The organism is Cellulomonas palmilytica (assembly GCF_021590045.1).
In the GTDB taxonomy this organism is placed as follows: domain Bacteria; phylum Actinomycetota; class Actinomycetes; order Actinomycetales; family Cellulomonadaceae; genus Cellulomonas; species Cellulomonas palmilytica.
This window is the reverse complement of sequence record NZ_CP062221.1, coordinates 2,538,508-2,553,337: the sequence shown is the minus strand read 5'-3', so window position 1 is coordinate 2,553,337 and position 14,830 is coordinate 2,538,508. Positions and strand designations below refer to the sequence as shown.

10 protein-coding genes are annotated in these 14,830 nt (G+C 74.8%); 4 read left to right on the top strand and 6 right to left on the bottom strand.

From position 1 onward, the window contains the following. Positions 1-3: 3 nt before the first annotated feature. Entirely contained in the window at positions 4-489 is a 486-nt protein-coding gene (locus tag F1D97_RS11550) for a hypothetical protein (protein ID WP_236120651.1), read from the top strand. On the opposite strand, the gene F1D97_RS11545 is transcribed toward F1D97_RS11550, so the two are convergent. Continuing rightward, positions 477-2,750 (bottom strand): rhamnogalacturonan lyase family protein, encoded by a 2,274-nt coding sequence (locus F1D97_RS11545; RefSeq protein ID WP_236120650.1) that lies wholly within the window; start codon positions 2,748-2,750, stop codon positions 477-479. The two genes, F1D97_RS11550 and F1D97_RS11545, sit on opposite strands and share 13 nt — an antisense overlap. A gap of 154 nt (positions 2,751-2,904) precedes the next feature. Here F1D97_RS11545 and F1D97_RS11540 point away from each other — a divergent pair, with 154 nt between their 5' ends. Beyond that, positions 2,905-5,151, top strand: a complete 2,247-nt coding sequence (locus F1D97_RS11540; RefSeq protein ID WP_236120649.1) for an LLM class flavin-dependent oxidoreductase — start codon at positions 2,905-2,907, stop codon at positions 5,149-5,151. Positions 5,152-5,255: 104 nt separating this feature from the next. Further along, positions 5,256-5,759, top strand: a complete 504-nt coding sequence (locus F1D97_RS11535) for a hypothetical protein (RefSeq protein ID WP_236120648.1) — start codon at positions 5,256-5,258, stop codon at positions 5,757-5,759. A gap of 13 nt (positions 5,760-5,772) precedes the next feature. On the opposite strand, the gene F1D97_RS11530 is transcribed toward F1D97_RS11535, so the two are convergent. Further along, positions 5,773-6,720 carry an aldo/keto reductase gene (locus F1D97_RS11530; RefSeq protein WP_236123583.1) on the bottom strand — a complete coding sequence of 316 codons (948 nt, stop codon included), beginning with the start codon at positions 6,718-6,720 and terminating at the stop codon, positions 5,773-5,775. 206 nt (positions 6,721-6,926) lie between these two features. On the opposite strand from F1D97_RS11530, the gene F1D97_RS11525 reads away from it, so the two are divergent. Then, positions 6,927-7,271 carry an RNA polymerase-binding protein RbpA gene (locus F1D97_RS11525; RefSeq protein ID WP_048341874.1) on the top strand — a complete coding sequence of 115 codons (345 nt, stop codon included), beginning with the start codon at positions 6,927-6,929 and terminating at the stop codon, positions 7,269-7,271. A gap of 33 nt (positions 7,272-7,304) precedes the next feature. Here the strand turns inward: F1D97_RS11525 and F1D97_RS11520 are convergent, their stop codons facing one another. From F1D97_RS11520 to F1D97_RS11505, 4 genes are all read right to left on the bottom strand, one after another. Further along, positions 7,305-8,096 carry a polyprenol monophosphomannose synthase gene (locus tag F1D97_RS11520; protein WP_236120647.1) on the bottom strand — a complete coding sequence of 264 codons (792 nt, stop codon included), beginning with the start codon at positions 8,094-8,096 and terminating at the stop codon, positions 7,305-7,307. Continuing rightward, a complete protein-coding gene (gene lnt, locus F1D97_RS11515) occupies positions 8,093-9,661 on the bottom strand; it encodes an apolipoprotein N-acyltransferase (protein ID WP_236120646.1) in 1,569 nt (522 codons plus the stop codon). The genes F1D97_RS11520 and lnt overlap by 4 nt, the downstream gene beginning before the upstream one ends. A gap of 583 nt (positions 9,662-10,244) precedes the next feature. After that, entirely contained in the window at positions 10,245-11,861 is a 1,617-nt protein-coding gene (locus tag F1D97_RS11510) for an amidohydrolase (protein WP_236120645.1), read from the bottom strand. A gap of 28 nt (positions 11,862-11,889) precedes the next feature. Then, positions 11,890-14,829, bottom strand: a complete 2,940-nt coding sequence (locus tag F1D97_RS11505) for a DEAD/DEAH box helicase (protein WP_236120644.1) — start codon at positions 14,827-14,829, stop codon at positions 11,890-11,892. Between the last annotated feature and the right edge of the window lies 1 nt (position 14,830).

The window sequence follows — 14,830 nt, the reverse complement described above, 5'->3', positions numbered from 1 at the left end:
GTCATGGCGCGATGGGTGACGGCGGACGAGATCACGGCAGCACGCGAGGCCTTCGAGCTGGCGATCGACGGGTGGGTGCGCCCCGCCGCGCACGGCGTGGGGCTCGTCCCGTCCGGCGCCTCCGGTCCACAGCCCGAGCACTTCCCGCTCGTGAACTCCGGCGAGCACCCGTTGCCCGGGGTGGTCGTCGCGCACGTCGTCGGGTACGCCCACGGGACGGCCGCCTTCCCGCTCTCGCGGACCCAGCTCGAGCGGGCGGTCGCGATGCTCTCCCCCGCCGAGGCGTGCGACGTGTACCGGCACCCGAACCTGTGGACCTGGCGGGACACCTACCTGCCGCGGCTCGACACCGACCCGGGCGCGCGCCTCGTCGCGGTGTTCCTGGCGCCCGGTGACGCCCCGAGCACGGTCGAGGGCACCGACCCGGCGGTCGCTGCCTTCTGCGCGGCGGTCGCCGCGACCCGCGTCGGCGCTCGTCAGGGCGTGTAGATCACCGGCCAGGCGGGGGCGCTGAACCCGTCGCCGAGGAAGAAGCCGGTGTGCGGCGGCTGGTTGTACGCCGTGTTCTGCCACGCGATCGCGACACGGTACGTCTGGTCGTGCAGCAGGGTCGGCAGCCGCAGGCTCGTCGTGATCGGGGTCGCGTAGATGCGCAGCGCGGAGTCGTCGCTCGTCGGCCAGACGACCTCCTCGCGCCAGTCCCCCAGCAGGTCGCCGGACAGCGACGGCGTGGCCTTCGTGCCGTTGTTCGAGTGCACCCCGGAGGCCGTGAGCAGGCGCGTGTCGCCGCCCGTGCCGTACTTGTCGATCCGCGTCTGGTCGAGCAGCTCGCGCACCGGGTCGCCGTCCCACCAGGCGAGGAAGTTCGCCGACGAGGGCTTGCGGCCGATCTCCTGGCCGGACGTGCTGCGCAGCTGCGAGTCCGACGACGACCAGGACTCGGCGCCCGGGGACCCGGCCCACACGTCGTCGGAGACGCCGCGGCCGTTGTCGCTGCCCGAGCCGGTACGCCACAGGATCTGCCCCGTGCGCGCGTCGGCCATCCACGAGTTCGGCTGCGAGGTGTCCTCGGTGACCTTGTAGTACTCGAGGCCGGGTCGGCTCGGGATGAGGTCGCCCACATGGCCGGCGTCGCCGTGGCCCGTGCCGTTGCTCCACAGGAAGCGCCCGTCGTCGTCGATCGCGGCGGCGCCGTAGAGGATCTCCTGACGCCCGTCGGCGTCGACGTCCGCGATCGCGAGCGAGTGGTTGCCCTGTCCCGCGACGGACGCGTTGCCGCTGCTCGAGCTGTTCGAGTCGAACGTCCACCGGCGAGTGAGGGTGCCGCCGCGGTAGTCCCACGCGACGACGACGGCCCGCGTGTAGTAGCCGCGCGCCATGATGATCGACGGGCGCACACCGTCGAGGTACGCGGTGCCGGCGAGGAACCGGTCGACGCGGTTGCCGTACGAGTCGCCCCAGCTCGAGACCGTGCCGCGCGCGGGGACGTACGACGTGGTCGCCCCGATCCGGCCGTCGGCGCCCTCGAACACCGTGAAGTACTCGGGACCGCTCAGCACGTAGCCCGACGAGTTGCGGTGGTCGGCGTTCGCGTCGCCGATGACCTGGCCGGTGCCGGACCGCGTGCCGTCCGCGGTCTTGACTGCGACCTCCGCTCCCCCGTCGCCGTCGAAGTCGTACACCTGGAACTGCGTGTAGTGCGCGCCGGCGCGGATGTTGCGGCCCAGGTCGATGCGCCACAGCCGCGTGCCGTCGAGCCGGTACCCGTCGAGGTACACGTTGCCGGTCACGCCGGACTGCGAGTTGTCCTTCGCGTTCGTCGGGTCCCACTTGAGGACGAGGTCGAGGTCCCCGTCCCCGTCGAGGTCGCCGACGCTCGCGTCGTTCGCGGTGTAGTCACCGCCGGGCTTGGAGATCGGCACGTCCAGGTACCCGTTCGCGAACGTGAGGCTCGCCGCGGAGGCCGCCTGCTCGATCCCGTTCACGACCGCGCGCACCGTGTAGCGCGCCGACGACGAGGCGCCCGCGTCGAGGTAGCTCGTGGTGGTGGTCAGGGGCGAAGCGGTCAGGCGCGCGCCGTCACGGTAGACGTGGAACGCGACGTCGCGCGGGTCCGTACCGAGCAGCCGCCACTGCACGAGGTTGCCGCTGCCGGACCGCACGCTGATGAGGCCGCGGTCCAGGCGTTCGGCCTGCCACGCGCCCGCGGGCGGGGTCGTGCTCGTCGGGGTCGGGTCGGGCGTGGGTGACGCCGTGGGCGTGGGCGAGGGCGTGCTGCTGGGGCTGCTCGACGGGGTCGAGGTCGGTGTGCTCGTCGGCGACACCGCGCCCGTGCAGGGCGTCCCGTTGAGGGACACGCTCGTCGGGACGCCGTTGGCCGACTGCCACGTGCCGATGAACCCGAACGACGCCGAGCCGCCCGTCGCGAGGCCCGCGTTCCAGTCGACGTTGCGCGCCGTGGCTGTGCTGCCGGACTGCGTGACGGTCGCGTTCCAGGCCTGGCTCACGGTCTGTCCGTCCGGGAAGGACCAGGAGACGGTCCAGCCGGACAGCGGGTCCCCCAGGTTCCGGACGACGACGTCCGCGCCGAACCCGCCGGACCACTGGCTCGTCACGGCGTACGAGGCCGAGCAGCCCGCTGCGGCGGTCGCGGGGCTCGCGGCGAGCCCCGCCACCACCAGCGCGCCCGCAGCGCCGAGGGCGGCCGGTGCCATCGCGGATCGTGCCCGGTACGTCGTCGTCCGTCGCATGCTCCGCAACGTACGGGAGCGTGCACAGGCGACCGCAAGACCCGTCGGGAAGCGCGTTCCCTCCCGAAACGATTCGCCGCCGGGCCCCGCGTGGAACAGCCGCGCACGACCCACGGTTGCGTCAGGTGCACGTCCCCCACGGAAGGTCTGACAGATGCCGGACTACGGTCACGAGCTCGCCTTCGGCAGCTTCCTCACGCCCGCCGCCGCCGACCCGCAGCGCGTCGTCGCGCTCGCGCGGACCTCGGAGGCCGCGGGGCTCGACCTCGTGACGTTCCAGGACCACCCGTACCAGCCCGCGTTCCTCGACACGTGGACCCTGCTGACGTGGGTCGCGGCCGCGACCGAACGCGTCCAGGTCGCCGGCAACGTGCTCAACCTCCCGCTGCGCCCGCCCGCCGTGCTCGCCAAGGCGGTGGCGAGCCTGGACCTCCTGTCCGGCGGCCGCGCCGTGCTCGGCCTGGGCGCCGGCGCGTTCTGGGACGCCATCGAGGCGATGGGCGCGCCGCGCCTGTCCCCCGGGGACGCTGTCCAGGCGCTCGACGAGGCGATCGACGTCATCCGCGGTCTGTGGGACACCGACGCCGCCGGCGTGCTGCGAGCGGGCGGGACGTTCCACGCCGTGACGGGCGCCAAGCGCGGCCCGGCACCCGCGCACGACGTGCCGATCTGGGTCGGCGCGTACAAGCCACGCATGCTCGCGCTCGTCGGGCGACAGGCCGACGGCTGGCTGCCGAGCCTCGGCTACCTGACGCTCACCGACGTGCCCGCCGCGAACGCGCGCATCGACGAGGCCGCGCTCGCGGCCGGGCGCGACCCGCGCGAGGTGCGACGCCTGCTCAACCTGGGCAGCGGCGGGTTCGCGCCGTCGTCGTCCGGCTTCCTGCAGGGTCCCGTCGACCAGTGGGTCGACGAGCTGCTCCCGCTGGTGCTCGAGCACGGGTTCTCGACGTTCGTGCTCGGTGGCGACGACGCGCACACGCTCGAGGTCTTCGGCCAGGAGGTCGCACCCGCGCTGCGCGAGGCCGTCGCCGCCGAGCGGGAGGCCGCGGGGACGCCGGGCGGTCCCGTCCGCTCGGTCGCCGCGCTCGCGGCGCGGCTCCCGGGCATCGCGTACGACCACGTCCCGGCGGGCGTGCGCACCGTGGAGCCCGGCGACCGCGCGTACGGCTCCGTCCGCTCGACGTACATCTGGCCCGGCTCCCCCGGGCTCGTGCTCCAGCCCGCCTCGACCGACCAGGTCGCCGCGGCGCTGCGGTTCGCTCGCGGCCAGGACGTGCCGCTCGCCGTGCGGTCCGGCGGGCACGGCATCGGAGGCAAGGCCACCAACGACGGAGGAGTCGTCCTCGACGTCGGGCGACTGGCGGACGTGCGCGTGCTCGACGCCGAGCGCCGACTCGTGCGGCTGGGGGCGGGCGCCCGCTGGGGCGACGTCGCCGCGGCGCTCGCACCGCACGGGCTCGCGGTGTCGTCCGGCGACATGGGTGACGTGGGCGTGGGTGGGCTCGTCACGGCGGGCGGGCACGGGCTCCTGGGCCGCTCGACCGGTCTCACGCTCGACCGCGTCCGCGCCGCGGAGGTCGTGCTCGCCGACGGGACGGTGGTGCGCACCGACGACGAGCACGACCCCGACCTGTTCTGGGCGGTGCGCGGTGCCGGGTCGAACGTGGGCGTCGTGACCTCGGTCGACGTCGAGGCCGTCCCGCTCGACGAGGTCGTCCTCGCGGTCGTCACGTACGACGCGCACGACCCGGAACGGCTCGTGACCGACTGGGCCGCGCTCGTCGAGGCCGCGCCACGCGAGCTCACGAGCTTCCTCACGCTCACCCCCGGCGGCCGCTCGCAGCCGATCGGGTACGCGATGACCGTGTGGGCGGGCGACGACACCCAGGCCGCCGTGCGGGCGATCGAGCCTCTGCTCGCAGCGGGACCGGTCCTCCAGCAGCAGGCGCAGCAGCTGCCGTACGCCGCCGTGGTGCCCGCGCACCACGCCCGCCACCACGGCCAGGGACGCCCGTACGTCCGCGGTGGGCTCGTCGAGCACGTCACGCCCGACGTGGCGGCGACGCTGGCCGAGGTCCTGCGCGCCGGCGTCGCCCCGATGGCCCAGCTCCGCGCGGTCGGTGGCGCCGTCAACGACGTGCCGGCCGACGCGACCGCGTACGCGCACCGGACGCAGAACTTCTCGCTGTCCGCCGTCTCCGACGAGGTCTCGGCGCCGAGGCTGGACGCGCTCTGGTCGGGCCTGGGCGGCGCCGTGACGGGCGTGTACCGCAGCTTCGACACCTCGCCGGGCCGGTGGGCGCTGACGTACCCACCCGCGACGATGGCGCGGCTGCGCGGCGTGCTCGCCGCCTACGACCCCGACCGGGTCTTCGCGGGCGACCTGCCGCTCGACTAGCGGTCCGGTCGCCACCCGACCCCAGCCCCGCGCCACGTCCGGCCGCTCCACAGACGCCGTACGGGGCCGCCCACGGGCGCTCGCGGGCGGGCACCGTGGCGCGCATGACCCCACGCCACTGGGACGCCCACGGTCCCGACGACGACCTCGCCGACCTCGCCGAGCTGTCCGGCTCGCCGATCCGCACCCCCACCGACGCCGCGCGCGTCCTGCGCCTGCTCGTCGGACCCGAGGCACGCGGGCCCGCCGCGCTGTGGTGCGTGCTGCTCGACGCCGACGACCGGCTCCTGCCGTTCGTGCTCGCCATCAGCGACCGGCCGCTCGCGCCCGATCCCGGCTTCGCGGACCTGCTGTGCGACGACCTCGCGTCGCTCCTGGAGCACCACGCGGCGGGCGGCTCCGTGGTCGCGGCGCTCGTCGGTGACACCGACGAGGACGTGTGCGACCAGCTCACGTGGTCGACCGAGCTCGAGCGGTCCGCGCAGCGCGCGGGCGTGCCGCTCGCCGCCGTCGTGACGGTCGGACCGCACGGACCGACGGTGCTGGTGCCCTGGCCGGCGACCGGCCCGGACGACGACCCCGAGGCCGCCCTCTGGGACGAGCTCTGAACGCGGCGCGGCGTCAGGCCGGGCCGGGTGCCGCGTCGTCGATCGCGGCGAGCTGCGCCAGGTCCGGCTCCCAGAGGATCGAGGCGACGTTGGCCCGCAGCTGCTCGGGCGTCCGGGCCCCCGCGATCACCGAGGCGACGGCCGGCTGCGCGGCGAGCCCACCCAGCGCGACGGTCGGCAGGTCCACGCCCCACTCGGCCGCCAGCGCGTCGAGGGCCTCGATGCGGTCGAAGTCCGCGGCGCGCAGCCGCTCCGGCATGCGGGTGAGCCGGGAGCCCGCCGGAGCGGCCTCGCCGCGGCGGTACTTGCCCGTGAGCAGACCGGACGCGAGCGGCGTGTACGGAAGGACGCCGACGCCCGATGCCTCGGCGGCCGGGACCAGCTCGGCCTCGACCGAGCGGTCGAGCAGGCTGTACCGGTTCTGCGCCGAGACGAACGGTGTCAGCCCTGCCGTGCGCGCCGTCCAGTCGGCCTCGACCACCTGCCATGCGGCGAAGTTGGACGACCCGACGTAGCGCACCTTGCCCTCGACGACGAGCTCGTGCAGTGCCGCGAGCGTCTCCTCGACCGGCGTGGCCGGGTCGGGCCGGTGCAGCTGGTACAGGTCGATCCAGTCCGTCCGGAGGCGGCGCAGCGACCCCTCGACCGCACGGCGGACGTACCGCCGCGAGCCGCGGGCGCCCCAGTCCGGGCCGTTCAGGCCACCGACGTCGAGTCCGAACTTCGTCGCGACCACGACGTCGTCGCGGCGACCGCGCAGCGCCTCTCCCAACAGCTCCTCGCTGCGACCCGGCCGGTCACCGTACACGTCCGCGGTGTCGAAGAACGTCACGCCCGCGTCGATCGCGGCGTCGACGAGCGGGCCGACCCCCTCGTCAGGGAGCGTGGCGCCGAACGTGTTGCAGCCGAGCCCGGCGGTCGACACGACCAGTCCGGAGTCGCCCAGCCGGCGGAACGTCATGGTCGGGAGCGGTTCGTCCCGTGCGGGCGGCGTCGGGGTGGGTGCAGGCGTGGGGAACGTCACCCCCGCACGGTAAACCTGCGCGCCGCTCTCCGCGTGCGTTCACGAAGCCTTCACGTCACGCTGGAACACTGAAGAGCTCACCACCGTTGACGTCGGTGGAAACCCACACTCGACGGCCGCGATCCGGCACGGAGGTCACACCCATGGCGAACAGGTCCCTGCGCGGCATGCGCATCGGGTCGCAGAGCATGGAGACCGAGGAGGGCGTCGACTTCGCCCCTCGTCTCCAGGCGCACTACGACTGCCCGAACGGCCACACGATCATCCTCCCGTTCTCGGTCGAGGCGGACGTCCCGGTCGTCTGGGAGTGCCGCTGCGGCGCCGAGGCGCTCCTGCGGGACGCGTCCAAGCCCGAGGCCAAGGCCACCAAGCCCCCGCGTACCCACTGGGACATGCTGCTCGAGCGCCGCACGATCGGTGAGCTCGAGGAGCTCCTGGACGAGCGCCTCGACCTGCTGCGCGCCGGCAAGCTCCGCCGCAGCGCCTGACCCCCTGAGGCGCCCGACTCCCCCTCGGTCGCCTTAGGACCCGGTCGGCTGCTCCACGCGTCGGCCCGTCAGCTTCCGGAACGCTCCCGCCACCTGGCGGGAGCGTTCTGCGATTCCCCACCCGGTGACCTTGAGCAGGGCCTCGACGACGATGTCGCGGCTCATCTTCGACGCCCCGAGCTCACGCTCGACGAACGTGATGGGCACCTCGACCACGCGCGCGCCGGCACGCAACGACCGCAGCGTCATGTCGATCTGGAAGCAGTAGCCGCGCGACGCGACGTCCGAGAGCCGGAGCTCACGCAGCAGGCTCGCGCGGTAGGCGCGGAAGCCGCCCGTGGCGTCGTGCACCGGGATGCCGAGCAGGATGCGCGTGTAGGTGTTCGCACCGCGGGACAGGACCTCGCGGTTCTTGGGCCAGTTGACGACCTCGCCGCCGGGGACCCAGCGCGATCCGAGCACCAGGTCCGCGTCGGGCACCGCGGCGAGCAGCGCCGGCAGGTCCTGCGCGCGGTGCGAGCCGTCGGCGTCCATCTCGACCACGACGTCGTAGTCGCGCTCGAGCGCCCACGCGAAGCCCGCGACGTACGCGGCGCCCAGGCCCTGCTTGCCGGCGCGGTGCAGCACGCTGACGCCGCGGGCCACGCCCGCCGCGCGCTCGTCGGCGGCGATCTGCTCGACGAGCGGGCCGGTGCCGTCGGGCGACGCGTCGTCGACCACCAGGACGTCCGCCGTCGGGACGTGCTCCAGCAGGCGGGCGAGCGCGCCGGGGATCGACTCCTTCTCGTTGTACGTCGGGACGACGACGAGCACTCGAGAACTCACGCGGGCTCCCCCCGGTTCGTGCCGCGCAGACGCGCGGCTCCTACGGCGCCTGAGACCACGGCAGCCAGCGCGAGGGCGTCGATGACCCACGCCGGCCAGCCCCCCAGGCGCGTCGCCCACGTCTGCGACGTGCGCAGCGGAAGGCTAGCGATCATCTGGTCCGCCGTGAACAGCTCGGTGCGTTGCGTGACGGCCCCGTTGGGCTCGATGACCGCACTGACGCCCACCGTGGAGACCTGGACGGTGGCCCGTCCGTGCTCGACGGCGCGGATGCGCGACATCGCGAGCTGCTGCGTCGACTCGTCGGACCAGCCGAACGTCGCGTTGTTGGTCTGCACGACGAGCACCTCGCCGCCCGCGCGGACGGCGGACCGCACGAGGCTGTCGTACGCGACCTCGAAGCAGATGACGTCCCCGATGCCGACCGTGCGCTCGAGGCGCGCGGACTCGAGCGGGACGAACCCGGGACGCGTCCCGGGGAGCATGTCGCGCGTCACGAGGTCGACGGCGTCGGAGAAGAAGCGTGCGACCGGTCGCATCGGGATGTACTCGGCGAACGGCGCGGGGTGCTGCTTGGAGTACGACGCGACCACGCCTTGTCCGGGCTCCCACAAGACCGAGGTGTTGTACCGGCCTCCTGACTCGGGGTACTGCACCGTCCCGACGAGCATCGGCGCGCCCACGGCCTCGGCGGCGCCGTCGATCGCGGCGGCCGCCTCGTCGTCGACCTGCGGGTCGATGTCCGTGCCGTTCTCGGGCCACAGCACCAGGTCGAGCTCGCCCGGACCGACCCTCTCGAGCAGCGCACGCGTGCCCTGGACGTGGTTGTCCAGCACGACCGCGCGCCGCCCGAACGCGTCGAGCCCCTGACCGGGGACGTTCCCCTGCACCGCGCCGACCCGAAGGACGCCGCTCTGCGCGGCCGTGGGCAGCGGGATGGCGACGCCCACGACGACGAGCAGGACCGCGGCCAGCCCCGCGCTGCCCGCCCGCACCAGGCGCGCGTGGCGCACGGCACCCAGGCTGGTGCCCAGCAGCACGCCGGCGCCCACCGTGACCGCGCTGAGCGCCGGTACGCCGCCAAGGGAGGCGAACGCCACGAGCGGCGAGTCCGACTGCGAGAACGCCATCCGCCCCCACGGGAACCCGCCGAACGGCCACGCCGCGAGGGCCTCCTCGAGGGCGACCCACACGACGACGAACACGGGCAGCTGCCACCACACGCTGCGCCACACGGCCTCGCCGCGCCGGGCCCACGTCCAGGCCGCGCCGAACAGCGCCACGTAGGCCGCGCACGCGAGCGACAGCGCGAGCCAGGGCACGGGACCGACCGCGTCGTCGGCCCAGGTGATGAGCGCGGGGAAGAACGCCATCCCCCACACGAGGCCGACGAGCGCGTTCCACCACGCGCCGTCGCGGCGCAGCGCGAGGTACAGCAGAGCGATGCCGCCGAACGCCGCCGGCCAGACACCCGGGTCGGGGAACGACAACCGCGTCAGCAGCCCACCGGCGACCGCGAGCAGCAGGGTCCACCAGCGGGACGGGCGGGCGACGGCGGCGGACACCGCGCCAGCCTAGGCGAGAAAACCCAGGGTCCCGACGGACGTCGGACCCGTGCCGCGCGGGCACCGCGACGGCCGTCCGCTCGCGATCGTCGCGCCGGCCCGGGTGCCGGCCGACCGACCGGCCCGCGTGTCCTTCGTACCGGTCGGGCGCCGCGGCGCGTTGACCGTTGTCTACTGAACACGCGGGCCCGGTCGGAGCCAGCGAACCGCCTCGAGAGGCGTCCCCCGGACGGGCGTCGTCGGCTCGTCCTGGGCGGGACCTCGTCGTCGTCTGCTTCGCCTTGGGCGGCGGGTCACCCGGAAAACTACCGCTCTGGAGAACGGTGTCAAGCCCGGCGTCCCCGCAGGCCACGGGACTCGCCGCAGGTCAGCATGCCCGGATTTGCTGCTTACCCGAACCGTTGCCCGGCGTGTCGCGCCGCGTGTCGCGGTATACACGGACACGCGTCCAGGAACTGCGCCGAACGGGTGACCCCACGGGGCGCCGGGACCGCGGGAGATTCCACCCTCCGCACGCCCGGTTTCACCCGGTCGCACCAGAGCCCGAGCCCACCCCGGCCGAGCCGAGGCGAGCCCGTCGACGTCAGGCCAGCGTGTCGTACAGGACGACCCCGTCGCGCACGGTGCGCAGACACCGCGGCGGCGGCTCGTCCGCACCGAGGAGCGGCAGCAACGGCGTGCCCGCCTGGGCGTCGGGGTTCCACGCCGACAGCCGACCGTCGGGCGCCTGCACCGCGAGGTGGTCGGCGCGCCAGACCGCCAGGTGGGCGGGCGAGCCGACCCGCAGCTCGCCGACCTGGTCGTGACCCGCGAGCCGCCACCCGCCACGGGTCGCGGCGCGGAACGCGGCGCGGGCGGACAGCCGCTGCTCGACCGCGTGGTGCTCGACGGCCGCGCGCACGCCCGCCCACCCGTCGACGGGCGTCACGGGCGAGTCCGAGCCGAACGCGAGCGGCACGCCCGCGCTCGCGAGATCCGCGAGCGGGTTGAGCGCGGCCGCGCGGCCCGCCCCGAGGCGCGCCGCGTACATGCCGTCCGGGCCGCCCCACCACGCGTCGAACGCGGGCTGCACCGACAGCCGGACGCCGAGCAGCACGAGCGCCGCGAGCGTCGGCGCGTCGACCATCTCCGCGTGCTCGACACGCACGCCCGTCCGCGCGATCGCGGCCGGCCCGTCGACGTCGACCGCCGCGCGCAGCCCGATCAGCAGCTCGTCCATCGCGCGGTCGCCGGTCACGTGGAAGCCGGCCTGCACGCCCGCGCGGGACGCGGCCGTGATGTGGTTCGCGATGCGCTCGGCCGTCAGGTGCAGCACGCCGTCCCCCGGGGCGTCCGCGTAGGGCGCGCGCAACGCCGCGGTCCGCGAGCCGATCGAGCCGTCGACGTTGAGGTCACCCCCGAGGCCCGTCAGGCCCGGGATCGCCTCGAGCACCTCACGGGCGTCGTCGACGGTCACGCACGCCTCGCCGCGGTAGCCGACGAGGTGCGGCAGCCCGCTCACGGCGTCGCGCGTGAGGTCGAGGAGCTCGACCAGCCCCGCGCGCGTGTCGATGTGCGGCGCCGAGTGCTCGTGCACCGACACCACGCCGCGCGCGGCGGCCTCCGTCAGCGCGCGGCGGTACAGGCGCGTGCGGCGCTCCGCGTCGACCTCCCGAGCGGCGTCCCGCGCCACGTGGTGCGCGTCGCCCTCGACGCGGCCGTCGGCGGACCAGCCCGCCAGGGCCGTGAGCCCGTGGCGCCGCGCGAGCTCGCTCGAGACGACGGCGCTGTGCAGGTCGGCACGACCGAGGTAGACCGCCCGCCCGCCCGCCGCGGCGTCGACCTCCGCAGCCGTGGGCGCGCGCCCCTCGGGCCAGGAGGTCTCGTCCCAGCCGAAGCCCAGCAGCACCTCGTCGCGGCCGCCCCGCGCGTCGGCGACGCGCCGGACGGCGTCGAGCGCCTCGCCCAGCGAACGCGTCCCGCTGAGGTCGACCGACTCGAGCGCGAGCCCGGTCTCGAGCACGTGCACGTGCGCGTCGACGAAGCCCGGCGTGACGAGCGCGCCGTCGAGGTCGACCACCTCGTCGGCGCGCGACGCGAAGCCGTCGGCGGTGTCGTCCGCCCCGAGCCACGCGATCGTGCCGTCCTCGACGAGCACGGCCTCGGCGAACGGGTCGGCGGGCGAGTGGACGACGCCGCCGCGGTAGAGGGTGGAGCTCACACGCGCACGATAGGGCACGGGAGGGACGTCAGACCGAGGAGTACGCGACGACCCCGCGGCGCAGCGCGTCCACCGCGCGGTCCGCGGTCGCGCGCAGCCGCGTGTGCGGCGCCGCCTGCGAGAGCTGGTCGAGGACGTCGATCACCTGCTTGCACCACCGCACGAAGTCGCCCGCGGTCAGCTCCCCGCCGCGCAGCACCGCGTCGAGGCTGCGACCCGCGGCCCACCGGTGCACGGCCTCGACGAGGCCCAGGTCGAGCGGCTGGATCGTCTCGAGCTGGTGCGCCGACTCCAGGTCCTCGAGCTCGGACCACGCGCGCACCGTGCCCTCGAGCGCCACACCCAGGCGTGAGCGGGGACCGCCGGGCACGTGCGGCTCGGTGTCCTCGTCACGGCGCGAGCGGTACACGAGCGTCGAGACGGCCGCCGCGAGGGCCGGCGGGTCGAGCTCGTCCCACACCCCCCGGCGCAGGCACTCGGCGAGCAGCAGGTCGTTCTCGGCGTACAGGCGGCGCAGCCAGCGGCCGTCGGGCGTGACCCGCAGGCCGCGCCGGTCCCCCCGCTCCCCTGCCGGGTCGCCCGCGGGGTCGTCGGAGGGCTCGAGGTAGCCGAGCGTCACGAGCACGTCGCACGTGCGGTCGAACACCGCCGAGATCGAGCCGGTGCGGCCCTGGATCCGTCCGACGAGCGCGTCGTGCTCGGACTTCAGGCGCGCCCAGCGCTCGGCCCAGCGCGCGTGGTCCTCCCGCTCCGGGCACGCGTGGCAGGGGTGCGCACGCAGCCTCCGCCGCAGCTCGGCCGCACGCGCGTCCTCCTGCGCCGGTGACGGTCCACGGGTGCGCGCGCGGCGCTCGGGGACGACGTCCTCGACCGCGGCGCGCAGCCGGGCGGCCAGGTCCCGTCGGGCGGCAGGCACCCGCACGTTGAGGTCGCGCGGCACGCGCACGTGGCCCACGGTCCGCACGCCGGCGCCCACGTCCGCCGCGGTGAGCTTGCGGACCTGACGGTCGGTCGTCAGCACGGTGGGGCGCGGGCCGTCGAACCCACCCTTCTGGCCGGGGTCGACCACCACGACGAAGCCGCTGCGGCGCCCGGTGGGCACCTCCAGCACGTCCCCGGGCCGCAGGCCCTCGAGCGAGGCGACCGCACGCGCACGGCGCGCCCCCGCCTCCTGTCGCGTCGCGTCCTTCTCCGCGCGCGAGATCTCCCGGCGCAGCGCGGCGTACTCCGCGAAGTCGCCCAGGTGGCACTGCATCGCCTCGGCGTACCCCTCGAGCGCCTCGGTGTGCGCCTGCGCCTGCCGCGCGAGCCCGACGACCCCCCGGTCGGCCTGGAACTGCGCGAAGGACGTCTCGAGCACCTCACGCGCACGCTCGCGGCCGACCTGCGCCACGAGGTTGACGGCCATGTTGTACGTCGGGCGGAAGCTCGAGCGCAGCGGGTACAGCCGCTTCGACGCGAGGCCCGCGAGCTGCACCGGGTCCAGTCCCTGGTGCGCGACGACGACCGCGTGGCCCTCGACGTCGATGCCGCGCCGCCCCGCGCGGCCGGTGAGCTGCGTGTACTCCCCCGGCGTGATGTCGACGTGCCGCGAGCCGTCCCACTTCACGAGCTTCTCGAGCACGACGGAGCGCGCGGGCATGTTGATGCCGAGCGCGAGCGTCTCGGTCGCGAACACGACCTTGACCAGGCCGCGCGAGAACAGCTCCTCGACGGTCTCCTTGAACAGCGGCAGCATCCCCGCGTGGTGCGCCGCCACGCCGCGCGTGAGGGCGTCGGCCAGCTGCCAGTACCCGAGCACGTCGAGGTCCTCGGGCGGCACGGCCGCGCAGCGCTCCTCGACGACCTGGCGGATCTCGGACTGCTCGGCCGGCGTCGTCAGGCGCACGCCCGCCGCGAGGCACTGCTGCACCGCGGCTTCGCACCCCGCGCGGGAGAAGATGAACACGATCGCGGGCAGCAGTCCCTCGCGGTCGAGCAGGTCGACCATCGCGAACCGCGGCACGGGGCGCACGCCCACGCCGACGGGCCGTCCGCCGCCGGGCCGGTGACCGCCGCGGCCGCGGTACCCGCGGTCGCCCGGCCCGCGCCGCTCGTCGGACGACCGGCTGGACAGCAGGCGCCGCAGGTCGGGGTTGATGGGCGGGTCCACGCCCGGGTCCGTCGGGTCGACGTGCCCGGCGTACAGCTCGAGCAGCTCGTCCCGTACCAGGACGTGCTGCCCGAGCGGCACGGGCCGGTGCTCGCTCACGACCACTGTCGTGTCGCCCCGCACCATCGCGAGCCAGTCGCCGAACTCCTCGGCGTTGGAGACCGTCGCCGACAGCGAGACGAGCTGCACGTCGTCGGGCAGGTGGATGATGACCTCCTCCCAGACCGGTCCACGGAACCGGTCCGCGAGGTAGTGCACCTCGTCCATGACGACGAAGCCGAGCCCGACGAGCGTCCCGGACCCCGCGTACAGCATGTTGCGGAGCACCTCGGTGGTCATGACGACCACGGGCGCCTCGGAGTTGATCGTCGTGTCACCCGTGAGCAGCCCCACCTGGTCCGGGCCGTAGCGGCGGACCAGGTCGTTGTACTTCTGGTTCGACAGCGCCTTGATGGGCGTCGTGTAGAACGCCTTGCGTCCCGCGCGCAGCGCGAGGTGGACCGCGAACTCACCGACGACGGTCTTGCCCGCTCCGGTCGGTGCCGCGACCAGCACGCCGCTGCCGCGCTCGAGCGCCCGGCACGACTCGAGCTGGAACTCGTCCAGCTGGAAGCCGATCAGCTCGCGGAACTGCGCGAGCTCGCTCGCCTCGTCCTGCGCGCGCCGGCGCGCCGCGGCGTAGCGCTCGGCCGGCGACGGCTCGTCGGGGTCGCGTGGCGCGAAGGTCGACGAGGGCGTGGACGGCGAGGTCGCCGCGGCGGGAGAACCGGCGGGACCAGCGGCGCGATGCCTGCGGTGACGGGAACGGGAGGGCACG